This is a genomic window from Pseudomonas sp. P110(2024), from assembly GCF_057480795.1.
The window spans coordinates 79,501-103,383 of record NZ_JBLIYT010000017.1 but is presented as its reverse complement, the minus strand read 5'-3'; the positions used below and the strand labels follow the sequence as shown (position 1 = coordinate 103,383).

24 protein-coding genes are annotated in these 23,883 nt (G+C 68.2%); 9 read left to right on the top strand and 15 right to left on the bottom strand.

Annotated features, from left to right (window positions below; translation table 11 throughout):
* Positions 1-76: 76 nt before the first annotated feature.
* Positions 77-1,783 (top strand): ShlB/FhaC/HecB family hemolysin secretion/activation protein, encoded by a 1,707-nt coding sequence (locus tag AC25ND_RS23755; RefSeq protein ID WP_186597349.1) that lies wholly within the window; start codon positions 77-79, stop codon positions 1,781-1,783.
* A 1-nt stretch (position 1,784) separates the two neighbouring features.
* Here the strand turns inward: AC25ND_RS23755 and AC25ND_RS23750 are convergent, their stop codons facing one another.
* Genes AC25ND_RS23750 through AC25ND_RS23695 form a run of 12 tightly spaced genes read right to left on the bottom strand, consistent with a single transcriptional unit; the run spans position 1,785 to position 12,489 of the window.
* Positions 1,785-2,444: a general secretion pathway protein GspN gene (locus AC25ND_RS23750; protein ID WP_186597351.1), complete on the bottom strand. Its 660-nt coding sequence runs from the start codon at positions 2,442-2,444 to the stop codon at positions 1,785-1,787.
* Complete coding sequence (gene gspM / locus AC25ND_RS23745; protein ID WP_062360486.1) at positions 2,441-2,827, bottom strand: type II secretion system protein GspM; 387 nt, start codon at positions 2,825-2,827, stop codon at positions 2,441-2,443. Before gspM ends, AC25ND_RS23750 begins: the two co-directional genes overlap by 4 nt.
* Positions 2,824-3,885: a GspL/Epsl periplasmic domain-containing protein gene (locus AC25ND_RS23740; protein ID WP_069016789.1), complete on the bottom strand. Its 1,062-nt coding sequence runs from the start codon at positions 3,883-3,885 to the stop codon at positions 2,824-2,826. Before AC25ND_RS23740 ends, gspM begins: the two co-directional genes overlap by 4 nt.
* Positions 3,882-4,472 carry a prepilin-type N-terminal cleavage/methylation domain-containing protein gene (locus tag AC25ND_RS23735; protein ID WP_186597353.1) on the bottom strand — a complete coding sequence of 197 codons (591 nt, stop codon included), beginning with the start codon at positions 4,470-4,472 and terminating at the stop codon, positions 3,882-3,884. The genes AC25ND_RS23740 and AC25ND_RS23735 overlap by 4 nt, the downstream gene beginning before the upstream one ends.
* On the bottom strand, positions 4,469-4,837 hold the full coding sequence (locus AC25ND_RS23730) for a type II secretion system protein (protein WP_028691606.1): 369 nt from the start codon (positions 4,835-4,837) through the stop codon (positions 4,469-4,471). The genes AC25ND_RS23735 and AC25ND_RS23730 overlap by 4 nt, the downstream gene beginning before the upstream one ends.
* A complete protein-coding gene (gspH, locus tag AC25ND_RS23725) occupies positions 4,834-5,376 on the bottom strand; it encodes a type II secretion system minor pseudopilin GspH (RefSeq protein WP_186597356.1) in 543 nt (180 codons plus the stop codon). Before gspH ends, AC25ND_RS23730 begins: the two co-directional genes overlap by 4 nt.
* 1 nt (position 5,377) lies before the next feature.
* Positions 5,378-5,812, bottom strand: coding sequence for a type II secretion system major pseudopilin GspG (gspG, locus tag AC25ND_RS23720; protein ID WP_062574990.1), 435 nt, complete (start codon positions 5,810-5,812; stop codon positions 5,378-5,380).
* 14 nt (positions 5,813-5,826) lie between these two features.
* Positions 5,827-7,023, bottom strand: coding sequence for a type II secretion system inner membrane protein GspF (gspF, locus tag AC25ND_RS23715; protein ID WP_088851970.1), 1,197 nt, complete (start codon positions 7,021-7,023; stop codon positions 5,827-5,829).
* A 2-nt stretch (positions 7,024-7,025) separates the two neighbouring features.
* Positions 7,026-8,474, bottom strand: a complete 1,449-nt coding sequence (locus AC25ND_RS23710) for a GspE/PulE family protein (RefSeq protein WP_486976617.1) — start codon at positions 8,472-8,474, stop codon at positions 7,026-7,028.
* Positions 8,474-10,426, bottom strand: coding sequence for a type II secretion system secretin GspD (gene gspD / locus AC25ND_RS23705; RefSeq protein ID WP_062360529.1), 1,953 nt, complete (start codon positions 10,424-10,426; stop codon positions 8,474-8,476). The genes AC25ND_RS23710 and gspD overlap by 1 nt, the downstream gene beginning before the upstream one ends.
* 3 nt (positions 10,427-10,429) lie before the next feature.
* Positions 10,430-10,849, bottom strand: a complete 420-nt coding sequence (locus AC25ND_RS23700; protein WP_036986278.1) for a pilus assembly protein PilZ — start codon at positions 10,847-10,849, stop codon at positions 10,430-10,432.
* On the bottom strand, positions 10,846-12,489 hold the full coding sequence (locus AC25ND_RS23695; protein WP_486976614.1) for a bifunctional UDP-sugar hydrolase/5'-nucleotidase: 1,644 nt from the start codon (positions 12,487-12,489) through the stop codon (positions 10,846-10,848). Before AC25ND_RS23695 ends, AC25ND_RS23700 begins: the two co-directional genes overlap by 4 nt.
* Positions 12,490-12,707: 218 nt before the next feature.
* On the opposite strand from AC25ND_RS23695, the gene AC25ND_RS23690 reads away from it, so the two are divergent.
* Positions 12,708-14,753 (top strand): PhoX family protein, encoded by a 2,046-nt coding sequence (locus tag AC25ND_RS23690; RefSeq protein ID WP_486976613.1) that lies wholly within the window; start codon positions 12,708-12,710, stop codon positions 14,751-14,753.
* Between the two features lie 190 nt (positions 14,754-14,943).
* On the opposite strand, the gene gspK is transcribed toward AC25ND_RS23690, so the two are convergent.
* The gene (gene gspK / locus AC25ND_RS23685) at positions 14,944-15,909 is read right to left on the bottom strand and encodes a type II secretion system minor pseudopilin GspK (protein ID WP_186596969.1); all 966 of its coding nucleotides are present in this window, start codon (positions 15,907-15,909) and stop codon (positions 14,944-14,946) included.
* Between the two features lie 135 nt (positions 15,910-16,044).
* Here gspK and tatA point away from each other — a divergent pair, with 135 nt between their 5' ends.
* From tatA to tatC, 3 genes are read left to right on the top strand one after another with little or no spacing between them, the layout of a single operon-like run.
* Complete coding sequence (tatA, locus tag AC25ND_RS23680; protein WP_186596971.1) at positions 16,045-16,263, top strand: twin-arginine translocase TatA/TatE family subunit; 219 nt, start codon at positions 16,045-16,047, stop codon at positions 16,261-16,263.
* Positions 16,263-16,550, top strand: a complete 288-nt coding sequence (tatB, locus tag AC25ND_RS23675; protein WP_486976612.1) for a Sec-independent protein translocase protein TatB — start codon at positions 16,263-16,265, stop codon at positions 16,548-16,550. The genes tatA and tatB overlap by 1 nt, the downstream gene beginning before the upstream one ends.
* On the top strand, positions 16,550-17,284 hold the full coding sequence (gene tatC / locus AC25ND_RS23670) for a twin-arginine translocase subunit TatC (RefSeq protein WP_028691618.1): 735 nt from the start codon (positions 16,550-16,552) through the stop codon (positions 17,282-17,284). The genes tatB and tatC overlap by 1 nt, the downstream gene beginning before the upstream one ends.
* 142 nt (positions 17,285-17,426) lie before the next feature.
* On the opposite strand, the gene AC25ND_RS23665 is transcribed toward tatC, so the two are convergent.
* Together AC25ND_RS23665 and AC25ND_RS23660 are read right to left on the bottom strand one after the other, a co-directional pair.
* Positions 17,427-17,669, bottom strand: coding sequence for a DUF3077 domain-containing protein (locus AC25ND_RS23665; protein ID WP_028691619.1), 243 nt, complete (start codon positions 17,667-17,669; stop codon positions 17,427-17,429).
* Entirely contained in the window at positions 17,666-17,905 is a 240-nt protein-coding gene (locus AC25ND_RS23660; protein ID WP_280064216.1) for a hypothetical protein, read from the bottom strand. The genes AC25ND_RS23665 and AC25ND_RS23660 overlap by 4 nt, the downstream gene beginning before the upstream one ends.
* A 558-nt stretch (positions 17,906-18,463) precedes the next feature.
* Between AC25ND_RS23660 and AC25ND_RS23655 the strand changes: the two genes are divergently transcribed.
* Genes AC25ND_RS23655 through ptsP form a run of 4 tightly spaced genes read left to right on the top strand, consistent with a single transcriptional unit; the run spans position 18,464 to position 23,876 of the window.
* Positions 18,464-19,195, top strand: a complete 732-nt coding sequence (locus tag AC25ND_RS23655) for a GntR family transcriptional regulator (RefSeq protein ID WP_028691621.1) — start codon at positions 18,464-18,466, stop codon at positions 19,193-19,195.
* An 11-nt stretch (positions 19,196-19,206) separates the two neighbouring features.
* Positions 19,207-20,295 carry an N-acetylglucosamine-6-phosphate deacetylase gene (gene nagA / locus AC25ND_RS23650; RefSeq protein WP_486976611.1) on the top strand — a complete coding sequence of 363 codons (1,089 nt, stop codon included), beginning with the start codon at positions 19,207-19,209 and terminating at the stop codon, positions 20,293-20,295.
* Entirely contained in the window at positions 20,292-21,314 is a 1,023-nt protein-coding gene (locus tag AC25ND_RS23645; RefSeq protein ID WP_232853520.1) for an SIS domain-containing protein, read from the top strand. The genes nagA and AC25ND_RS23645 overlap by 4 nt, the downstream gene beginning before the upstream one ends.
* Positions 21,315-21,332: 18 nt before the next feature.
* Positions 21,333-23,876 carry a phosphoenolpyruvate--protein phosphotransferase gene (gene ptsP, locus AC25ND_RS23640; RefSeq protein ID WP_486976610.1) on the top strand — a complete coding sequence of 848 codons (2,544 nt, stop codon included), beginning with the start codon at positions 21,333-21,335 and terminating at the stop codon, positions 23,874-23,876.
* Positions 23,877-23,883 lie beyond the last annotated feature (7 nt).

Here is a 23,883-nt window from a genome sequence, read left to right as displayed (position 1 = left end):
GGCCCACAGGCCGCTGCACCTCCCCATCCAACCCTGAATCGCCGAGCTGGCGAGGACCGGTATCGGACCCAGACCCATGAACACCCGCACTTTCAGCCGCGTCTCATACCGAGCCGCGAGCATCCTGCTTGCCAGTATCTTCCTGGCCTGCCCATCGGCGGTAGTAGCGGCTCCACGCTGGATCGATCCGGCCGGCCAGGACCTACGCGACCAACAGCAGTCACTGCGAAAACTGGAACAGGACCGACGGCTCGAACGCTGGGAACATTCACGGCCCATCGACAGAGCACACCGAAGCGAAACACCGTCCACCGAACAGGGTCAACGCTGCTGGGCAGTGAGTGGCGTGCGACTGGCGGGCAACCGAACACTTCGGTCCCAGCACCTTGAACCCACCGTACGCGCCTTGTCGTCCTCATGCATGGGCGCAGCAGAAATCGACCGATTGCTCAAGGCAATCACCCAGCAGTACGTGCAGGCCGGCTATCCCACCAGCCGCCCCTACGTTGCACGCCCCCCTGAACATGGCGCCCCACTGGATATCGTGATTGTCGAGGGCTTCATAGAATCGATCGAAATCACTGACCAGGGCCTGCCCCTGTCACTGGGCAACGCGTTTCCAGGCACACTCGGCCGCCCCCTGCATTTGCCGGATCTTGAGCAAGGCCTCGACCAACTTAATCGTCTGCGCGCCTACGACCTGGAAATGGCCCTGCTGCCTGGGGAGTTGCAAGGGGGGACCCGCGTCGTGATCAAACCTCGGCAGGTCTGCTCACGCGTGCACCTGGACGCCAGCATCGACAACCGTGGCGGTGAAACGACCGGCCGCCATCGTCTGAACCTGGGCCTGGGCCTGGACAGCCCGCTGGGTTTGAACGACGACCTGCGCCTGTCGTTCAACCGGACCGTTTTCGAAGCACCAGGACAAACCGAAGGCTTGAGCCTCCATTACAGCCTGCCTCACGGTCCCTGGACCTTCAGCCTCAACGCCAGCCAGATGCGCTACAGTGCCCCGTTGCCCCGGACCCGCTACAGCAGCAATGGCGAGAACGAGTTTTTCGGCCTTGGCGCGGAGCGTGTGCTCTGGCGCAATCGCCAAGGCATGCTCAGTGCCAGCACCCGCGTGGACCGCAAGGCATTGACCAACCGCTTTGGCCCGGTGGTACTGGCGCTGCAGAGCCCGACCCTGAGTACCGTCGATGCCGGCCTCAATCTGCTGTGGCTGGAGAGCGGGCTATGGAACCTGTACCTGGGCGTGAGTAAGGGCGTGGACTGGTTCGGCGCCGACCAGCCCCACCACAACAAGCGTGCGCCCCGTCCGGACTTCACAAAGTACCGCGCCAACCTCCTGCACCTGCGCCAAGGCCCTGCCGAGCACCCATGGCGTTGGCAGAGTGAACTGGCCCTGCAATTCAGCACCGATGTCCTGCCCGCGATCGAACAGCAGCAGCTCAGCGATCACTCGGCCGTGCGCGGTTTTCGTCAGCACAACGTGACCGGCGCCAGTGCCGCCGTCTGGCGCAACACCCTCAGTCAGCCGCTGCCCTCGGGTTGGACCTGGCCTGTGCAAGCACGCCCATCGATAGGCCTTGACCATGGCTGGGCCCGCTATATGCGCGAGAGTCCCTCCCAGCGCCTGACCGGTGCCTCGGTGGGTATTGAACTGATCGTCCCACGCAGCAGCCTGCGCCTGGACTACCAGCGCGCCCTGCATGCCAGCGATCGACGGCGCAAGGCGTTGGAACACGGTTTCTGGATAGCCCAGTGGTCCCTGAGCATTTGAGCTACCAGCTCAGCCCACGCTGCCCAATAGTGTCTTCCGGCCCCAGCCATTGCAGGCCGCGCAGCACCGGGGTCAGGCCGGCATCGGCCGACATTGCGAAATCGAGCTGCGCCCGCCGTGCCACCAGGTCGGCCTCCAGGCCGAGCTGGTGTTGGCCTTGGCGAACCAGCCCCGCGACCAGCCGCCAGCCCTGGCGACAGTCCATTTCCAGCGTCCCCTGCCCCAATCCCAGGGACCACGGGGCGCTCAAGGCCAGGTCGGCCACCGTGATCCGCCCTTCGGCGGCCAGGCAACGCTCCCCCGAGCCTTGCAGGCTGATGCCCCCTTGCCACTGCCCGGTCAGGCGGTATCCCAGGGCCGCGCTGGGCTGCGCGCCCACTGCCTGCAGCCCGGCCTGCCAACGCCACGGCCAGCCGCTCAGGCGCCCTTGCCAACCCTGACCTTGAAAAACCAACCGAACCTGCAGGTCGCGCTGCCATGCTCGCCACGTCCATTGCACCGGTCCTGCCGCACCCAACCGCTCGGCCTGCCCTTGCCACAGGCTGCCGCTCACGCCCTCGGCCGGTAGCCCGAACCCGGCGACCAACCAACGCGCTGGCAGCTCGGCCAACAGCGTCAGGCAGAACACCAGGGCCATCCACAGGCCAGCCCGCCGCTTCATGGCCGCAGCCGCACGGTAAAGCGCAGCCCCTCGGTGTCCCGCTCCAATCCCCACTGCAAAGGCCGCGCGCCATCATCGCGCAGGGCCTGCAACCAGCCTTGCAGCGCCTGGGCATCGGCCACCTTGCCACGCGCCAGCCAGCCTTCGTCCTCGGGCTGCACCTCGGCGAGCTCGATGTGTCGCGCCTGGGCCGACTGGTGCAGCCCTTCCAGGGTCAATGCGGGTTGCTGCGCTTGCGCCGTCAACGATTCGGCCAGCGCCCGCCACTGCGCCTGCTCACGCCAATAGGCGATGCCCTCGCGCAGCGCCAGCAGCGCAACCAACAGCGCGACGACTCCCCAGGCCAGCGATAGCCGATGCTGCTGCAACCATTCACGGTTCATGCTGCGCTCCCCAAGTCGAACACCACGCGGCGTTCCTCGTCTTCCACCTGGACGTGCACGCCAATCGCCGTGGCCATGTCCTGCCAGGGCGCGCCTGTGCCCTCGCCTTCCAGCTCCAGGTGCCAGCGCTGGCCGTCGTACCGCACCGTCCGCACCTGCCAGCCAGGGTGATCGTTCAACCAGGCATGGACCTGCGCCTGCACCGCGTCGAGCAGACGCAGGCGCACCTGGCTTTCACCGGCGTCGTCCCGCAGGCGCTTGAGCGCCAGCGCCGCCTGGCGTGGTGTCGCCTGGGGACCGGTCACCGCCAGCACCTGGGCGCGATAGACCTGGGCCTGTCGCCACTGTTGCGCACACCAGAGTCCGCCCCACGCCAGGGCTAGCGCCAGGCAGGCGACGGCCAGGCGCGAATGCCCGCCCTGCAAGCGCGGGCGTGAGCGGGCCTGTCGCGCCTCGAACACCCCCGACAGGCCATCGAGCGGCGCCAGCACTTCTGGCCATGGGCCCTCGATGCATTCAGCGTCGTCGGCCAGCCAGTCCAACGTAGGCGGCAAACCGAGCACCTGTGGCCAGGCCAACCAACGTGCCTGGGCCTTGTACAGACTCACCGTCCCTCGCCGCCAATGCCAACCCGACGCACCCACGCTGTCGGGCAGCAGCTGGAACTCAGCCCAGCAACGCTCCACCGGCAGCGCCCAGGCGGAGCACTGCGCACGCCATTCATCCAGCCTCGCCCGCGCCACCACCAGCAATTGCACCTGCCCCGCGTGACGCCCGATACAGGCACACAGCACATCATCGGCGCCTTGCAGCAAGCGGTCCTCGACCAGCAACGGCCACTCTTCGCGCTTGAGCCCGGGCGGCGCGGCCAGCTGGAAGTGGCTGCACTGCTCGCCGGGAACGATCAGGGCGACGCGCGCCTCGAGCCCTGGCGGTGGCTCCCCCAGTCCCTCGCGCACCGGACGGCCCTGGATCACCAGCAGCCACTCCCAGACCTCGCCTGGACGCAGCAACAGCCAGGGTTGTGCCGGCGCCCGGCGGCGCCATTCAAGCTTCATGAGCGCCCCCAGGGCAGAACGAAGGTGCAGGTAGACGGTGCTCCATCACGCACTAGCTCCACGCGCACACCCCGTCCGGGGTGCGCCGGTTGTTCGGAAGGCCAGGCCAGCCAGCGGCCGGACTGGTGGTAGAGGATGTTCATCGCGCTGACCCGCTCCAACCGCTCGCGCATCACCCATTGCGGGGCTGCGGCGGCGTAGAGTTCGGCCGAGGTTTCCAGCAGCAGGCGCTGTTCGCGAGACTCGAAACGCAAACGCTGGCGTTGCAGGCGCGAGCCGCCCTCGGCCTGGGGCCAGGCAGCGGCGGCCACCCACAGCAGTTGCTGGCGGTCGGGTTGCCAGTCGAGCCAGCGCGGCGCCAGCGGCAGGCGCTGTTCATACAGGCGGCGCAGCACCGGGCTATCGAAACGCCGCTCCAGGGCCAGGCAGAAATCCAGCACGCCGGTTTCGCGCACCTGTTCGTCAAGCCGCTCGCGCACCTTCAGCCAACCGTTGACCAGCGCCGACAGCAACACCCCGAGTAATGCAGTGAGGGCCAGGGCCACCAGCAGTTCGATCAGGGTCATGCCTGCCTGGCGCCGCTTCATGGCCGCTCCAGGAACACGGTGTACTGCCCCAGCGGCAGGCGCTGGTCGCGGTCGGCATGCAGCAACAGTTCGCCACGACGCAGGTCGCGCACCCCGGTACGACGCAACTGCAGCTGCCAATGGCAGGCCTGCCCGCCCTCGACCAGCACGCCGCTGTCCTGGTTGGCCGCCGGCCAGTACTGCTCGACCGCGAAACGCGCCTGCAGCTCGCGGGCGCACAGCAGGCCCAGGCGATGCTGCTGCACGGTGTCCTGCACGGCCAGGCGCTGGCGCAGGACCTGGCTGGTGATCACCGCCAGGACCGCGGCGATGCCCAGGGCCACACTCACTTCGAGCAAGGTGAAGCCCCGTTGCCCGCGTTTCATGGCATCACGCTCACGCGCAACTGGCCGCTGCGGTCCCAGTCCCAACGCCGGCCGCCCTCGGCCCAGCGCCAGCGCACAGTGCCCGGGCGGGCCCAGCCATCGGGGGTGAACAGCAGCACGGGCGTCTGGCTGGCTGGCCAGTCCGGGCGCAGGCCCTTGGGCCAATCGCCCAATGCAACGGCTTCCACCTGCCATTGATCACCTTGACGGCGCACGAACTCAGGCCGCTGACCGTTCCAGCGTATCCCCCGCAGTTGCCCGGCATGGCGCGCCAGGTCGGCCTGGGCCACAGTGGCGGCGGCCAGGCGGTCGAGGGCCTGGTCGACACTGCTCCTGCCGCTGTCGAGCCAGGCCACCGCCAGGCTGGTCATCAGTGCGGCGATGGCCAGCACCACCAGCAGTTCGAGCAGGCTGAAGCCACACTGTTGGATCGGGGTAGCGTGGGAGCGGGCTTGCCCCGCGATGGCGATGGCATGGCCAACATTGCCATCGCGGGGCAAGCCCGCTCCCACGCAGTTGCGCTCATTTCGGGCACGCATTTCAGAGCGCCCAGTTGCCCAGGTCGGCATCCAGGCCTTCACCACCAGGCTGGCCATCGGCGCCCAGCGAATAGACATCGACCCGGCCATGCTCGCCGGGCATGCGGTACTGGTACGGCGTACCCCACGGATCCTCTGGCAGTCGACGGATATAGCCATCGCTGCGCCAACTGCGCGGCAGCGGTTCCTGGGTCGGTTTCTTCGCCAGCGCCGCCAGGCCCTGTTCGTTGCTGGGGAAGCGCAGGTTGTCCAGGCGGTACATGTCCAGCGCCTGCTCCAGGGTCGCAAGGTCGGCCATGACCTTCTGCTTCATGGCCTTGTCCTGGTTGCCCAGCACGCTGGGCGCGACCACGGCGATCAACAGGCCGATGATGAAGATCACCACCATGATCTCCATCAGCGTGAAGCCACCCTGGCGGTTGCGTCGTTGTTGCATGAGAAGTCTCCTTGTCACAGTTGCAATCCCTGGTTGAGCTGCATGATTGGCAGCAGCACCGCCAGCACGATGAACAGCACCACCGCGCCCATCACCAGGATCATCAGCGGTTCGAACAGCGCCATGGCGGTGTCCACCTGGCGGGCGAAGCCGCGCTCCTGGTCATCGGCCACGCGTTCGAGCATGTCGGCCAGGGTGCCGCTGGCCTCGCCGCTGCCGACCATGTTCACCAGCAGCGGCGGAAACTGGCCGGCGCCGTCCAGCGCCCGGTGCAGGCTGGTGCCGCCCTGCACCTGCTGGCGTACCTGCGCCATGGCGGCATGGATACGCAGGTTGCCGACCGTCTCGGTGGCCACCTGCAGGGCTTCGAGCAGGGCCACGCCACTGCCGCAGAGAATCGCCAGGCTGCGCGCCAGGCGCGCGCTCTCCAGCACCTGCAGCAGCGCCCCGACACGCGGCAGGCGCAGCAGCAGGTCGTCGCGACGCAGGCGCCAGTGCGGCTTGCGCAGCAGCCAGCCACCGGCCACTGCCAGCCCGATCGCCAGCGCCAGCAAGTACGGCCCGGCCTGGACCAGCCCCTGGCTGATGCCGATCAGCAGCGAGGTAATCAGCGGCAGGTTCTGCCCGGAATGGGCGAACTGCTCGGTGAGCTTGGGCACCACGAAGGTCATCAAGCCAATCACCACCGCCAGCGACACGCCCATCAGCACCGCCGGGTAGATCAGCGCGGTACGGGCCTTGTGGCGCTGGCGCTGCACCTGCTCCAGGTGATCAGCCAGGCGCGCCAGCACCTGGCCCAGGCGCCCGGAGCGCTCGCCGGCCTCGACCAGCGCGCAGTACAGCCCGGTGAACGGTGCCCCTTGGCGTGCCAGGCTGCGGGCCAGCCCCAGGCCTTCAGCGAGTGAACCACGCAGGGTCACCAGCACCGCATGCAGGGCTGGTTGGCGCAGTTGCCGCTCCAGCGTCGCAAGGGCATCGACCAGTGGGATACCGGCACCGATCAGGGTCGCCAGCTGGCGGGTCAGCTCGCACAGCTGGGCGCGGGTCAGGCGCTGGCGACGGGGCTGCGCGCTATCGTTGCGCTGCAACTGCCGGGCGAACAGGCCCTGCTCGCGCAGCAACTGGCGCGCATGCCGCTCGCTGTCGGCCTGCACGCTGGCCTTGTGCGCCTTACCGTTCATGTCCACGGCCTGATAGCGATAGGTCGGCATGCTCAGCCCTGCACCACGCGCAGCACTTCGGCCAGGCTGGTCTCGCCACGGGCCAGGCAATCGCTAGCCATGGCCACCAGGCTCTGCCGGCGGCCATCCAGGTAGGCCTGCATGGCCAGCTCGCTTTCGCCGTCGTAGAGCATCGCGACCAGCCCGGCATCCAGTTCGATGAATTCGTACAGCCCCAACCGGCCGACATAGCCGCTGTCCTGGCAATGCTCACAGCCGACCGGGTGAAAGCTCTCGCGCAGGCTGCCCAGTTCCGGCCACAGCTCGCGCTCGGCGCTTTGCAATGGCCGAGCCACCGCGCAGCTGCACAGCCGCCGCACCAGGCGCTGGGCCAGCACGCCGCGCAGGCACGAGGCGATCAGAAACGGCTCGATGCCCATGTCACGCAGGCGGGTCACCGCGCCGAGGGCGCTGTTGGTGTGCAGGGTCGACAGCACCAGGTGCCCGGTGAGGCTGGCCTGCACGGCGATCTGCGCGGTTTCCTGGTCGCGGATCTCGCCGAGCATGATCACGTCCGGGTCCTGGCGCAGGATTGCGCGCAGGCCACTGGCAAAGGTCAGCCCGGCGCGGGGGTTGATGGCGGTCTGGCCGATGCCGGCGATGGCGTACTCGACCGGATCCTCGACGGTGAGAATGTTGCGGCTGCCGTCGTTCAGGCTGTTGAGGCTGGCGTACAGCGTGGTGGTCTTGCCCGAGCCGGTGGGGCCGGTGGACAGCACGATGCCGTTGGGCCGCGCCAGGCAGCCGCGCAGGCCGCGCAGCACGGCGGCGGGCATGCCCAGGTTGTCCAGCGCCAGCAGGCTGGCCTGCTTGTCGAGCACCCGCATCACCACCCGCTCGCCATGGATGCCGGGCAGGGTCGAGACCCGCACATCCACCTCGCGCCCGGCGGCGCGCAGGGTGATGCGGCCGTCCTGGGGCTGGCGCTTCTCGGCGATATCAAGCCGGGCCATGACCTTGATCCGCGACACCAGCATCGCCGACAGCGCCCGCGGCGGGCGCAGCACCTCGCGCAGGTGGCCGTCGACGCGCAGGCGCACCACCAGGCTCTGCTCGAAGGTCTCGATATGGATATCCGAGGCACGCAGGCGCAAGGCCTGGCCAAACAGGCCGTTGATCAGGCGGATCACCGGGGCTTCGTCGTCGCTTTCCAGCAAGTCCTCGATGCGCGGCATCTCGCTCATCAGGCTGTCCAGGTCAACCTGCTCGCCGATGCCTTCGATCAAGGCCTCGTTCGCCGCCTCGCCGGCCTGGTAGAGCTGGCCGAGGCGCTCGTCGAACTGCGCGCCGTCAAGGCGCTCCAGGCTGACCGGCAGACCATGCACGCGCAACAGCTCCTGCAACTGGTCGCTGTCGGCATTGCTGCGCAACCACAACTGCCAGCCGCCTTCGGCCGGTGCCATGGCCACGCCGCTCTGGCGCGCCAGGCGATAAGGCAGCATCACCAGTCACCGCCTTCGAGGCGCGCCCGGCTGGAGGGGAACACCTGCAGCAACGGCAGGCCCTCGGCCAGGGACGGCAGCTTGAGCGGCGTGTTCTGTTGCAGGCTCTGGTACTTCTGCTGGCTCAGGCCGGCCAGGCTCTCGCCGTCACGCAGGATGCGCGGGCGGATGAACACCATCAGGTTCTGCTTGGTGTTCTTGCTGGCGTCGGAGCGGAACAGCCGGCCCAGGTAGGGAATGTCGCCGAGCAGCGGCACGCGCTGGTTGCTGGTGGCAAGCTCGTCGCTGATCAGCCCGCCGAGGATCACCAGGCCGTTGTCCTCGACCATCACCTTGGTCTTGATCTCGCGCTTGTTGGTGATCACATCGCTGGCGGCGCTGGAGTCGGCGATCGACGACACCTCCTGGACGATGTCCAGGCGCACGCTGTTGTCGACATTGACCTGCGGCTTGATGCGCAGCTTCACCCCCACTTCCTTGCGCTCGATGGTCTGGTAGGGGTTGGCATTGTTCTGGGTGACGGAGCCGGTGACGAACGGCACCTCCTGGCCGACCAGGATCGACGCTTCAGCGTTGTCCAGGGTCAGCAGGGTCGGCGTGGACAGCAGGTTGAAGCCGCTCTTGCCCTTGAGCGCGTTGACCAGCATGGCGAAGTTGAAACCGCCGCCGATATGGCCGATGCCGGCGGTGGCGCCGGTGGTGGCCGACAGCAGCTTGCCGAGTTTTTCGTTGTCGCCGCTGCTGGCGGCACCGGCGATGCTGGCGATGTTCACCCCATTGCCGCCGAAGTTGACGATGCCGGCGCCGAACTTCTCGTCGGCGAACAGCCACTGCACGCCGAGCTCCTGGGCGCTGCTGTCGGACACCTCGGCGATGATCGCCTCGACCACCACCTGCGCCCGGCGGATGTCCAGCTGCTCGACGATGCTGCGGAAGGCAGCCAGCTCGCTGTCCGGGCCGACCATCACCACGGCGTTGGTGCCCTCCTCGTACTCCAGGCGGATCCCCGAATCGCTGGTCGCCGGCACCGGCGCTGCGTCCTTGCCCTCGCCTTCGGCGGCTGGCACCGCGCCGGCCTGGCTCAGGCCGCGCAGCACCTTGACCACCTCGGCGGCGTTGGCGTGGCGCAGGTACATGACCTGGGTATTGCTGCTGCGCAGGTTGTCGCCGGGCCGGTCGAGCTGGGCCAGCAAGGCCCGCACACGCTCGCGGCTGTCGGCGCTGCCGCGTACCAGCAAGGCATTGCTGCGCGGGTCGGCGACCACCTGGGCGGCATCGCTGCCCTGCTCGCGGGCCAGCAGGCGGGTCACCAGGCCCGCGGTGTCGGCGGCGCTGGCGTGCTTGAGCGGGATGACCTGCAACGGCTCGTCGCTGACCTGGTCGAGCTGGCGCAGCAGGCTGTCGATACGCTCCAGGTTGCTGCGCCAGTCGGTGACCACCAGCAGGTTGGCGGCCGGGTACGGGGTGATCACGCCGACCCGTGGGTCGATCAGTGGCTTGAGGATGCCGAGCATCTGCTCGCTGGCGGCGTTGCGCACATTGAACACGCGGGTGGCCACGCCATCGCTGCCCTCGGATTTCTTGCCGGCGCTTTCCACCGGCACCGGCTCCAGGCGCGCGGCCTGGTCGGGAACGATCTTCACGCTGCCATTGGGCAGGTCCACGGCGGCGAAACCCTGGGCCCGCAGCTGGGCCAGGAAGATATCGTAGATGGCGTCGGCGTCATGCCGATCGACCGTGCGCACGGTGACCTTGCCCTGCACCCGCGGGTCGACGATGAAGGTGGTGCCGGTGATGCGCGACACGCTGTCGATGAACTCACCGAGCTCAGTGTCGACGAAATTGACCTCGTACAGCGGCGTGCCGTCGTCGGCGAACACTTCCGGTTCTTCGGCCCGGGCCAGGGACATGCCGAGCATCAGCAGCCCGGCCAGACAGTACCTTGCGATCATCATTCATCCTTGGCGCTTGAAGCCGGTCACGGCGGGGCGTGGCGGCCAGGGCAGGCGCTCGCGCCGCCCGTTGTTGTCGAAGATCAGGCCATCGGCGTCGATGTCCTGCAGCACGATGCCCGGCGCCAGGCGCTGGCCACGGCCAAGGGTGCGCACCTGCTGGCCGTGGCGCAGCACCACCACGCTGGCCGACAGCGGCTGGGCCTTGAGCCCGCCCAGGTAGGCCAGGGGCAGGCGGGTGATGGGGATACTTCCGTCATCGACGGGAGCCTGCCAGTGCTCCACCAGCAGGCCCGGCAGCGCAACGTCCGTCTGAACGGGCGCAGTGGCCGGCAGCGGCTGGCGGCTGAGCAGCAGCACGCATTGCGCCGCCAGCCAGCCGGCCAGGGTCAGCAAGGCGAAGGTGACCAGGCGCGAGGTCACGCCGCCACCTGGTGCGGGTGCCAGCCCGGATGGCCCTGGACGTAGCGCACCGCCGGCAATTGCAGGGTGGCCAGCGCCCAGCCCGGCGTCTGCCGGGTCAGCCAGGCTTCCAGGGTCTGCCACAGCGGTACGCCGGCCTGGGCGTCGAAGTGCAGGCCGAAGGTGCGGCACAGGCCCTCCACCGGCTGCAGGCCGATGATGCGCTTGCCGTTGGGGCTGTAGCTCACCTGCCAGTCCTGGCTCTGCCAGCGTGGCAGGTCCTGGCTGTTGTCCAGCAGCAACGGGTCGCCGAACAGTTGCTCAGCGGCGTTCTCCAACACCTGTTCGACCTGGCGCGCCGGGGCTTCGACCACTGGCGCGGGGTAGCCACCGGTGAGGCTGATCAGGTGTTCACGGGTGATCGGCTCACCCGCCCGCAGCGGGAAGTCGTAACGCAGACCGGGCAGCAGCACCGGCATGCTCGAATCGTCGGCTAATGCCTGGTGCAGCAGGCGGTCCCAGCTACCGCCACGGGTATCGCGGCGCCACAACGCCTCGGGGGCGCGGGCCAGGGGCTGGTCGAGCCAAGCGGCGTGGCCGCTGCGCTGGCGTTGCAGTTCGCCGCGCAGCTGGCTGGCGCGGGCCTGGGCTTGCGGTCCGAGGCTGTGCTCGAAGGCCGGAAAAAAAAGCGTCTCGAACTGCCACTGGCCACCGGTATGGCGGCAACGCAGGCGAAACGCGCCACTGGCCCGGCAGCCCGCGAACAACACCGGCACCCGCCGGCCACTGGCCTGGCTCGCCATTACCGGCGCGGGCCACAGGTCCTGGCCACGGGCGCACAGCAGCACATCCACTTCCGGCACCCGCTCGGCCAGCCACAGACCGGGGCCGGTACCGACATCCGCCAGCGCAACCACCAGGTCGGCCTCGCGCCGGGCCTGCTGGAAGCTCGGTTGAAGGGACTGGTACCACTGTTTCAGGGAGGCTTTCTGGTCCTGGGCGTAAGGGTCGGTAACCCCCACAACCGCAATGCGCACACCAGCACGCTGGAACACCTTGACGCCTTCAACGCCCAGCGCCTTGGCCTGGGTGTCGGCCAGTCCGGCGCCGAGGGTGATAGAAGAAGACTGGCGATAGAGCCCGGCGCTGCGCTGCGGCCACAGCACCCGCTCATCGCTGCTGACCCGCGCCTCGCTGCCCAGCAGCTGGCTGCCCTGCACGCCGCTTTCGCCCTGAGTGAGGTAGGCCAGGCCACTGCCGTTCCAGCACTGGCCGTTCTCCAAGGTCAGGCAGTGCTCACTGCCAGCTTCGGCGCGCAATTGTTCGAGCAACGCTGCCAGCACCGCGTAACCACCCGTACGGGCTTGTCCGACCAGGCGGGCATCGAGCAATGGCGCCAGCTCCGGTTGCCCGGCACTGGCGTTGGGCCCGCTCATCCAGGGTGCACGACCCAGGTGGCTGACCGGTCCCAGGCGCGTGGCCGGCACCACGGCCTGGCCCGGCTGACGGGCATCGAGGGTGTCGGCCACATACAGCAGGTCCAGCGCCCGGTCGCTGCCGCCACGCGGCCCCGGCAGCGTGGAACAGGCACCGAGCAGCGGCGCCAGCGCACCGACGCCCAGCCACCCGATCACCTCGCGCCTGCCCATACTGCTTGCCATCGACTCCGCCATCCCTGTTCACGTTGGGCCCCGGATATTGCGGCGTTGGCGTGACAGTTTGATGGCAGAAATCCGCTGTTAATTCCAAAACAGCCTGGACTAGGCCTTTAGTAATAGCAGCGCGTTTTAAACGCCCTTTAACATTTCTGCCAATCAATCGACATACTTGCCGTCTAGAGTCGCGGTCTCCTTCAACTCAGCCAAAAAAGGACACACTGATGAGTCGAGATACCGGCGATAACCTGGACCGGAACCTGAGCGGCAACCTGCCGATGGCCAGTGTCATGGACACCTACCTGAGCCGTCGCGCCGTGGTGCGCGGCAGCCTCGGCGCCGCCATCGCCATGATCGCCGGCACCGGCCTGACCGGTTGCTTCGACGGCGGCGGCGGCTCCGACAACGACGATCCGGCGCCCCAGCCGGAGAAACCGAAACTCAAGCTGGGCTTCAATTCCATTCCAGGCTCGCGCACCGATGCCTGCGTAGTCGCCGCCGGCTACAGCGCCTATGTGCTGGCGCCCTGGGGCACACCGCTGAACGCCACCGCCAACCCCTGGAAGGCCGATGGCAGCAACACCTCCACCGACCAGGCCAACGCCATGGGCATGCACCATGACGGCATGCACTTCTTCCCCATTAACGGCAGCTCCAGCGATGGCCTGCTGGCGATCAACTTCGAGTACATCGACACCGCCGCCCTGCACCCGGCCGGCCCCACCACCGTCGCCGGCAAGCGCCCGGTCGAGGAAGTGCGCAAGGAGATCAACGCCCACGGCGCGGGCGTGGTGCGCATCAGCAAGGTTGCCGGGCGCTGGCAGGTGGTCGATAACGACCCGCTCAACCGCCGCTTCACCACCGTCTCGCTGATGGACATCGCAGGCCCGATGCGCGGCACCGATCACGTCAAGACCAAGTTCTCCCCCACCGGCACCCAGTGCCGCGGCACCAACAACAACTGCGGCAACGGCTATACCCCGTGGGGCACCTACCTGACCTGCGAGGAGAACTGGCCCGGCATCTTCGTCAACAAGGGCACCCGCCCGGCCAACCAGGTGCGCATCGGCGTATCCAGCAGCAGCGGCCAGTACAAGTGGGAAACCGCGGCCGGTGACGCCAGTGAAGTGGCCGGCGAGTTCGCCCGCTTCGACATCACCCCCACCGGCGCCAGCGCCACCGATGACTTCCGCAACGAAGCCAGCACCTACGGCTACATCGTCGAGATCGACCCGTACACCAGCAACACCCTGGCGGTAAAACGCACCGCCCTGGGCCGCTTCCGCCACGAAGGCTGCTGCCCGGGCCTGCCGGTGGCCGGCAAGCCGCTGGTCTGGTACACCGGCGACGACTCCAACAACGAGTACCTGTACAAGTTCGTCTCCGACGCCCTGTGGGACCCGGCCGATGCCAACCCGGCCGACCGTCTGGCCACCGGCGCCAAGTACCTGGACAAGGGCAAGCTCTACGTGGCCCGCTTCGACGCCAACGGCACCGGCGCCTGGCTGCTGCTCGACGTCGCCACCCCGACCACCGGTAGCAGCACCCTCGGCGCGTTGTTCACCGATTTGCCGGGCATCATCCTCAACACCCGTGGCGCTGCCGACGCCGTGGGCGCCACGCCCATGGACCGTCCGGAGTGGACCGCCGTCAACCCGCTCAACGGCGACGTCTACCTGACCCTGACCAACAACAGCGCGCGCACCGCCGCCAAGGTCGACGCGGCCAACCCGCGCGGCCCGAACCGCCACGGCCACATCATCCGTTGGCACGACAGCGACGATCACAAGACCTTCACCTGGGACATCTTCGTGTTCGGCGCCAATGCCGCCGGCGCCCCGGACATCAACCGCTCCGGCCTGACCGAACTGAACCAGTTCGCCAGCCCCGACGGCATGAGCTTCGATAGCCGCGGCGTGCTGTGGTTCGAGACCGACAACGGCGAGGCCACCCTGACCAGCTACACCAACGACCAGCTGCTGGCGGTGATCCCCACCGACCTGGTGGACGCCAACGGCAAGCAGATCCCGGTCAACGCCACCAACCAGGCGGCCCTGCGCCGCTTCTTCGTCGGGCCGAACGGTTGCGAGGTGACGGGCATCACCTTCACCCCGGACAACAAGACGATGTTCGTCAACATCCAGCACCCGGACAACTGGCCGACCACCGACAAGGCCACCGATGTCACGCCAACCGGCACCTCGGTGCGGCCACGGGCTTCGACGGTGGTGATCCAGCGTAATGATGGTGGGGAGATCGGTACCGTCTGATTCGCCCCAAGCGCCGGGCCGCTCCCACAAGGGTTTGTGTACACCCTGTAGGAGCGGCCTTGTGTCGCGAAAGGGCTGCGAAGCAGCCCCGGGATTACAGCATCGCTACAAAGATCGTGGGGCCGCTTTGCGGCCCTTCCGCGACACAAGGCCGCTCCTACAAAGATTGCGTATAGCCTGTGATTGTCTGCTACCAGGCCACCGCCTCCCGCCCCCTGACCCGCACCTGCTGCGCCGGCACCCGCGCATGCCATTGCACCACGCCCAGCGCCTCGATCTGGAACTGGCTGCGCAGCGTGCGCCCCTCTTCCTCGAACGACAGCTGCAGCACGAAATGGCCGCTGTTGAGCAACAACCCTTCGCTGAGTCGGGCGAAGGTCTCGTCGTCCACAGCCCCCAGCGCCTGGCGTAAAGCCGCGGCATCCACATAACCCGCCGCCGGCCGGCCGCTGATGATGCGGCTGAGCATCGAACGGGAAAACTGCCCCTCGTACAGGGCCTCCAGCAACGGCAGGTGCACCAGCCCCAGGGCGTTGGCATTGAGTCGCCAGCCACCGGTCGAGGGCAGTGCGCAGAGCATCCGGTAGCGGCCTTGCCGGCCACTGTCCGGCTCCAACAGCAGGTTGAGCTCACTGGTGTCGAGCATTGGCTGGTTGGCCGCCAACCGGGGTGGCTGCTGGCGCAGGTACTGGGCACTCTCGGCCCCTTGCAAGCGGGCATCGCTGTCGGCATCCAGCCAGTCGGCCAGGGCATCGACCAGCCGCTCGGCGGCCATGTCGTCGCCGAGCAGGTGGCGTAGCTGGCGCTCGGCCCGTGGACCGTCCTCGCCCAGCAGGGCATTGACGTTGAAGCATGTGTGCTGGTCGATCACCCGCAGTTGCGCCTTGCCGGCACCGAAGTCATAGGCCAACGGCTGCCCACGCAGGGCCTGCCAGAACAGCGGGCTGGCCCGCCAAGCCGGATCGCGCAGGGCCTGGGAGGCATAGGCCAGCCCGGCCTGCTCCATGGCCCGTACCTGCACGCGCTGGTGCAACAGGCGCACCTCGTCCACCTGGCGCCGGCCATCTTCCACCAGCCAGGCCAGCCCCGCCGCGAGCATCGCCAGCACCACCAGCACCATCAGCAGTGCCGCGCCCTGTTGTCGCCTGCGCCCCATCCCTGTCTTCCCGTGGCTGCTGAAAAGCGCCAGTCAACACGCCCGTTGTTTCAGCCAGATGGCAGTCATGTGCCCGTCATCTGCACAAGGCAGGATTGGCCTTCTTTTTCTTTGGCCTGACAGGAGTGGTCTTACATGGGTGGCATCGGAATCTGGCAATTGGTGATCGTGCTGTTGATCGTCTTCCTGCTGTTCGGCACCAAGCGTCTCAAGGGGCTGGGCAGTGATGTCGGTGAAGCGATCCAGGGCTTTCGCAAGTCCATGGGCGGTACTGCCGACAACAGCGTCGAGCAACAACCGCAGGTGCTGAACAATCAGCCGATGCAGCAGGCGCAATCGGATCGTCAGGCCTGATGTTCGAGATCGGCTTCACCGAACTGCTGCTGGTCGGCATCGTCGCCTTGCTGGTGCTCGGCCCCGAGCGCCTGCCGGTGGCGGCGCGTACCCTCGGCCGTGGGCTGGGCCAGACGCGGCGGGCGCTGCATGCGTTGAAGACGCAGGTGGAGCGGGAGATCGACATGCCCGCCCTGGATGCCGCGCCGTTGCAGCGCCTGGAGCAGGAGATCCGCCAGGGCATCCAGCTCGACGCGACGCCGGCCAATGACCCGACCCCGGTCGTCCACACCAAGGAAAGCGCCTGATGTCCCTCGCCCTCGACCAGGCGGCGCGCATGCCGCTGACCGACCACCTGCGCGACCTGCGCAAGCGCCTGGTGCGCTGCCTGCTGGTGGTTGCGCTGGTGTTCTGCGGCTTGTTCCCTTTCGCCCAGACGCTGTACACGCAGATCTCCGAACCGCTGCGCCGCTACCTGCCCGAAGGCGCCAGCATGATCGCCACCAGCGTCACCTCGCCGTTCCTCACGCCGTTCAAGCTGACGGCGATGTGCGCGCTGTTCGTCGCCATGCCGCTGCTGCTGCACCAGGCCTGGGGCTTCATCGCCCCGGGGCTGTACCGCCGCGAACGGCGCATCGCCCTGCCGTTGCTGGTGTCGAGCATCCTGCTGTTCTACGGCGGAATGGCGTTCGCGTTCTTCCTGGTGTTCCCGATGATGTTCGGCTTCTTCGCCAGCGTGACCCCGGACGGGGTGGCGATGATGACCGACATCGGCTTGTACCTGGACTTCATCCTGGCACTGTTTTTGGCGTTCGGCCTGGCCTTCGAGATCCCGGTGGCGACCTTCATCGTGGTCTGGGCGGGGCTGACCGACGTGGCCACGCTGCGGCGCAGCCGGCCCTATGTGATCGTCGGCTGCTTCGTGGTGGGGATGATCCTGACGCCGCCGGATGTGTTTTCCCAGACCCTGCTGGCGGTGCCGATGTGGGTGCTGTTCGAGGTGGGGTTGCTGGCGTGTGGGTTGGTGCGCCGGGCGGGGTAGACCGATGGATTGTCGGGGCTGCTTTGCAGCCCTTTCGCGACACAAGGCCGCTCCCACAGGGACCGCACCATGGCAGAACTGGTACATATCCTGTGGGAGCGGCCTTGTGTCGCGAAAGGGCCGCATAGCGGCCCCCCGGGTGTCATGAGGTCTTCCTGTTCAACCCCACCTCCATGTCATCGATCAGCGCCTTGGCCATGGCACTGAGGATTCGCGCCGAGCTGCCGGCCAGCAGGTCACCCTCCATTTCCGCCTCGCAGGTCAGGTGGCGGATGCAGCCAAGCAGCACCGACAACTCGCTGAAGGCGTCCTCGAAGGAAACGCCTGGCTCGACCTTGAACAGGTCCAGGCAGACCGTGCGGCCTGCGGTGTGGCCGCGAGTCATGGTCGGACCTGCGGCTTGTGTTCGAGCAGGGCGCAGGCCAGTTGGCCGAGGTAGTCGCTGGCGGTGAACAGGCGGTCTTGAGCTTCTCCGGGTTCGGTCTTGAAGTAGATATCGAGGACATCGGAAATGGCGATGGCCACTTCGACGGCGGCGGTCATGGCCTCATCGCGGGTGAGCGTGGAACGGATACTGATGAAGGGTCCGAGACGGGGCGGGTCAGGTACGCGTTTTTTCATTGGGAAGTTCCTTCGTGATTAACAGGAACCGCCACTTGATCGTTCTCACATGATTGGGTGGCAGCCGTACACGGAGTGAGAACCCGGTCACGAAGAAAACCGGTCAGGCAGAGCCTGCCCGCGCACGGCTGCCATAGCAGAGCGGCGTTCTTCGTGATGCGGGTTCTCACACCCGGTCACCAAATGTGGCGACCCGGTGAAGTTATCCCTGGGGTATTTCCCCGACAACGCGGCAGCTTCCGGCAAGCGCGTAGGATAGTTCCCAAGCTTTGCTGGCTGAAGCATTTGGTTTCAGGTTCGGAAATATCCGACAGTCTTTGAGATCGCCGGGGCTGCTGCGCAGCCCTTTCGCGACACAAGGCCGCTCCCACAGGATATGTGCCAGTTCTGCCATGGTGCGGTCCCTGTGGGAGCGGCCTTGCCGGGGCGCCGGACCGGTCGGAAAGGGGCGCAAAGCGCCCCCAGAATCAAGAACGAGATTCCTGATCAGACCAGTGGTATTGACCTGGTATTAAAGTGGTATTAATTTCCACCCAACAACAATACCGGACACCGCCCATGCGTCCTCTATCGGCCCTGCGCCCCGACGACACCAGCGCCACCCCGCTCTACCTGCAGCTGGCGCGCAACCTTGAGCAGGCCATCCACGCCGGCCAATGGACCGCCGACCAGGCGCTGCCCTCGGAGCGCACCCTCAGCGAAACCCTGGACATCTCCCGGGTCACCGCGCGCAAGGCCCTTGAGGTCCTGCTCGAACAAGGCCTGATCCATCGCATCCAGGGCTCCGGCACCTTCATCACGCCACGCCTCGAACAACCCCTGTCACGTCTGTCGAGCTTCAGCGAAATGCTGCGCATGAAGGGCTTCGTGCCCAGCTCCCAGTGGCTCGAGCGCAGCATCGGCACCCCGAGCAACGACGAACTGATCCGCCTCGGCCTGTCGCCCACCGACCAGGTGGTCCACCTCAAGCGCCTGCGCAAGGCCGACGATATCGTCATGGCGGTGGAGGTCAGCACCCTGCCCGCCCGCCTGCTCGGCGACCCGCAGGCCATCGGCGATTCGCTCTACCAGCACCTCGACCGGCTCGGCCGCCCGGTGGTCCGCGCCCTGCAACACATCCGCGCAATCAACGCCAGCGACGAACTGGCCGCCCAGGTGGGCATCGCCCCCGGCACCGCCATGCTGCTGATGACCCGTATCGGCTACCTCGACGACAACACCGCCATCGAGCTGACCGACACCTACTGCCGCAACGACTACTACGACTTCGTCGCCGAACTGCGACGCTGACCGGAGCCCCCATGGACATCGCCAACATCCTCACCCCCGACGGCTGGGTGCGCGGACAACTGCACCTCGAAAACGGCCGCATCCGGGCCATCGAGGGTACGCCGTGCGACCCGCAGACCAACGACCTGCCGTATCTGCTGCCCGGGTTCATCGACCTGCACGTGCACGGGGGTGGGGGCAGCGACATCATGCAGGGCGGCGAGGCCTTCGCCACCATCGCCCGTACCCACCGTCGCTTCGGCACCACCTCGCTGCTGGCCACCACCATGACCGCGCCCCGCGAGGAACTGACCCGCGTGCTCGCCGAACTGGGCGAACACCTCAAGCAACCGCGCCAGGGCGCGCGCATCCTCGGCGTGCACCTGGAAGGCCCGTACATCAACCCCGGCAAGCTCGGCGCGCAGCCGAACTTCGCCCACCAGGCGCTGCTCGACGAGGTCGAGCAATACCTGGCCCTGGCGCCGATCAAGGTCATCACCATCGCCCCGGAAATCGCCGGCCACCTGCCGCTGATCCAGGCACTGAGCCAGCGCGGCATCCGCCTGCAGCTCGGCCATACCCTGGGCAGCTACGAAGAAGGCGTGGCAGCCCTGGAGGCCGGCGCCACCAGCTTCACCCACCTGTACAACGCCATGAGCCCGCTGCACCACCGCGAGCCGGGCATCGTCGGCGCGGCCCTGGCCCACGCCCGCTACGCCGAGCTGATTCCCGACCTGCTGCACGTGCACCCCGGCGCCATGCGCGTGGCCCTGCGCTCGATCCCGTGCCTGTACTGCGTGACCGACTCCACCGCCGCCGCCGGCATGCCCGACGGCGAATACCGCCTGGGCAGCCACACCGTGACCAAGTGCCTGGGCGGCGTGCGCCTGCCCGACGGCACCCTGGCCGGCAGCACCCTGACCATGGACCAGGCCCTGCGCAACCTGGTGAAGATCGGCCTGCCGCTGTCCGAAGCCTCCGAGCGCCTGTCCCGCCATCCCGCCGATTATCTCGGCATCGCCGACCGTGGCCGCCTGCAACCGGGCGCCTGGGCCGACGCGGTGCTGCTGGACCGCCAACTGAACCTGACCGCCGTGATGATCGAAGGAGAAACCGCATGAGTTCAAGGATGCTCGAAGAAGCCCGCGCCTGCGCCGAGGTCGTCGAACGTCAGACGCAGACGCTGGACCCGCGCCTGGAAACCCTGGCCGAACAGCTGCGCCGGCTCGATCCGCAAGTGGCGCTGACCGTGGCCCGGGGCAGCTCGGACCACGCCGCCAGCTACTTCGCCTACATCGCCATGCAGCAGCTGGGCCTGCCGGTGGCTTCGCTGCCGATGTCGGTGGTGACCCTGCAGCAGGCGCCACTGCGAGTACGTGGCCAAGTGGCGCTGGGCTTCTCGCAGTCGGGCCAGAGCCCGGACCTGGTCGACAGCCTGCGCCGCCTGGGCCAGTGCGGGGCGACCACGGTCTCGCTGGTCAACGCCGAAGGCTCGCCCCTGGAGCAGGCCTGCCAGTACCACTTGCCGCTGTGCGCAGGCCCTGAGCTGTCGGTGGCGGCGACCAAGAGCTTCGTCGCCACCCTGGCAGCCGGCGCCCGCCTGGTCGCCCACTGGGGCCAGGATCGCGCCCTGCAGGAAGCCGGCCTTGCCCTGCCCGCGCAGCTGCGCGAGGCCGCCGGGCAAGACTGGAGCCCGGCCATCGATACCCTGCGCGACAGCGAGCGCCTGATGGTGATCGGCCGTGGCGCGGGCTTCGCCATCGCCCAGGAGGCCGCGCTCAAACTCAAGGAAACCTCGGTGATCCAGGCCGAGGCCTTCAGCAGCGCCGAAGTGCGCCATGGGCCGATGGCCCTGATCGATGCCCAGTACCCGCTGCTGGTGTTCGCCCCGCGTGGCGTCGAGCAGGCCGGGCTGCTGCAGCTGGCCGCCGACATGCGCCAGCGCGGCGCCCGCGTGCTGCTGGCGGCGCCGGCCGATATCGCCGGGCGCGACCTCACCCTGAGCGGCGCCGAACACCCGGCCCTGGACCCGCTGCTGGCGATCCAGAGCTTCTACATCATGGCCGCGGCCCTGGCCGAGGCCCGCGGCCTCGACCCCGACCAGCCGCGCCACCTGAGCAAAGTGACCTGCACGCAGTGAAGCCGCGAGGAACAGCGCATGCCCGACAATAACAAGATCATCCTCCATGCCCCGCTCGCCGGACCGCAGGTACCGCTGGACCAGGTACCGGACCCGGTGTTCAGCAGCGGCACACTGGGCGACGGCGTCGCCATCGACCCGTTGAACGACGTGCTGCACGCGCCCTGCGCCGGTGAAGTGGTGCAACTGGCGCGCACCGGCCATGCGCTGACCCTGCGCGCGGCCAACGGCGCGGAAGTCCTCTTGCATATCGGTGTCGACACCGTGCAGCTGCAGGGGCGCGGTTTCTCGCCGCTGGTGGCGCTGGGCAACCAGGTGAAACAGGGACAACCGCTGGTGCGCTTCGACATGGACCTGGTGGCGCAGCACTGCGTCAGCCTGGTCACCGTGATGCTGGTCAGCAACGGCCCGGGCTTTGGCCTGACGCGACTGGATACAGGCGCTTCACGCCTGGGCGCGGCGCTGCTGGAGGTCGAGGCCACGGGCAGCGAAGCGCAGGCACGACCGGTCAGCCATGAGCGCGCACGCGGTCATGCCCGGGTCGCTCATCACGGCGGCCTGCATGCCCGCCCAGCCGCCCTGCTGCGCCAGACCGCGCAAGGCTTCCAGAGCCATGCCGTGCTGCGCTTCGCCGAGCGCGAGGCCGACCTCAACAGCCTGGTGGCGGTCATGGGCCTGGGCGTTGGTGAAGGCGCCGAAGTCGAACTGATTTGCACCGGGCCGGACAGCCAGGCCGCGCTGCAGGCATTGATCGCCGCCGTGCAGACCGCCTCGGTCGGTGAACGCCATGCCCCCCACGTGCCCACCAGTGCCGCCACGCCCAAGCCCAATGCAGAGCCCGGCGTGCTCAACGGTGTCTGCGCCGCCCCCGGCCTCGCCCTCGGGCCACTGGCGCGCCTGGACGGCATCAGCCTGCCGGCGGACAGCGGCGACAACGACCCCGGCGAGCAGCACCAGGCGCTGAACAGCGCCCTGGCCGAGGTCCGCCATGCCATCGACCGCGACTGGCGGCACCTGCCTCGCGGCCAGGAGGACGCGGCGGCGATTCTCGAGGCCCACCTGGCCCTGCTCGACGACCCGGCTCTGCTCGGCGATGCCCGCCAGCATATCGCCGGCGGCGTCGCCGCCAGCCATGCCTGGAGCCGCGCCATCGAGACCCAGTGCCAGGTCCTGCGCAGCCTGGGCAACCCGTTGCTGGCCGAACGCGCCAACGACCTCTACGACCTGCAGCAGCGGGTGCTACGCGCCCTGCTCGGCGAAACCCGGCAACTGCGCCTGCCACCGGCGGCCATCGTCGTCGCCCACGAACTGACCCCCTCCGACCTGCTGCTGCTCGCCCGCCACGATGTCGCCGGGCTGTGCATGGCCGCCGGTGGCGCCACCTCGCACGTCGCCATCCTCGCCCGTGCCCGCGGCCTGCCATGCCTGGTGGCCGTGGGCGAAGCGCTGCTCGACCTGCCCGCCGGCACGCCCCTGGTGCTGGACGCCGACCAGGGCCGCCTGGAAACCCAGGCCGCCCCACAACGCCTGGCCGAGGTCCACTGCCACCTGCAGCAACGCCGCGAAATCCGCCAGCGCCAGCAGGCCGCCGCACAGCAAGGCGCGCGTACCCGCGATGGCCAGTTGATCGAGGTCGCGGCCAACGTCGCCAGCGCCGAAGAAGCCGCCCAGGCCCTGGCCCTGGGCGCCGACGGCATCGGCCTGCTGCGCAGCGAGTTCCTGTTCATCGACCGCCCCACCGCACCGGACGAGGCCGAGCAGCGCAACGCCTACCAGGCAGTGCTCGACGCGATGGCCGAGCGCCCGGTGATCATTCGCACCATCGACGTCGGCGGCGACAAGCAGCTCGATTACCTGCCCCTGCCGGCCGAGGCCAATCCGGTGCTGGGCCTGCGCGGCATCCGCCTGGGCCAGGTTCGCCCGGAGCTGCTCGACCAGCAACTGCGCGCCCTGCTCCAGGTCAGCCCGCAGCGGCGCTGCCGGATCATGCTGCCGATGGTCACCGAGGTCGCCGAGCTGATCGCCATCCGCCAGCGTCTCGACCGGCTGGCCGCCGAGCTTGGCGTGACGGCGCGCGCCGAACTGGGGGTGATGATCGAGGTGCCGGCCGCGGCGCTGCTCGCCGAGCGCCTGGCCGAGCACGCGGACTTCTTCTCCATCGGCACCAACGACCTGTCCCAGTACACCCTGGCCATGGACCGTGACCATGCCGGGCTTGCGGCGCGGGTCGATGCCCTGCACCCGGCACTGCTACGCCTGATCGAGCTGACCTGCCAGGGCGCGGCGAAACACGGCCGCTGGGTTGGCGTGTGCGGTGCGCTGGCCAGCGATCCGCTGGCCACGCCGGTGCTGGTCGGCCTCGGCGTGGCCGAGCTGTCGGTCAGCGCGCCGCAGATCGGCGAGATCAAGGCCCTGGTCCGCCAGCTCGACGCCAGTGCCTGCCACCGCTTCAGCCAGGGCCTGCTGGGCCTGGCCAGCGCCGGGGCCGTACGCCAGGCCTGCCGCGACTTCGCCGCGCAATCCCACGCCCAATCCGCGGCCCCCATGGCCCTACAACAATAATCGGAGC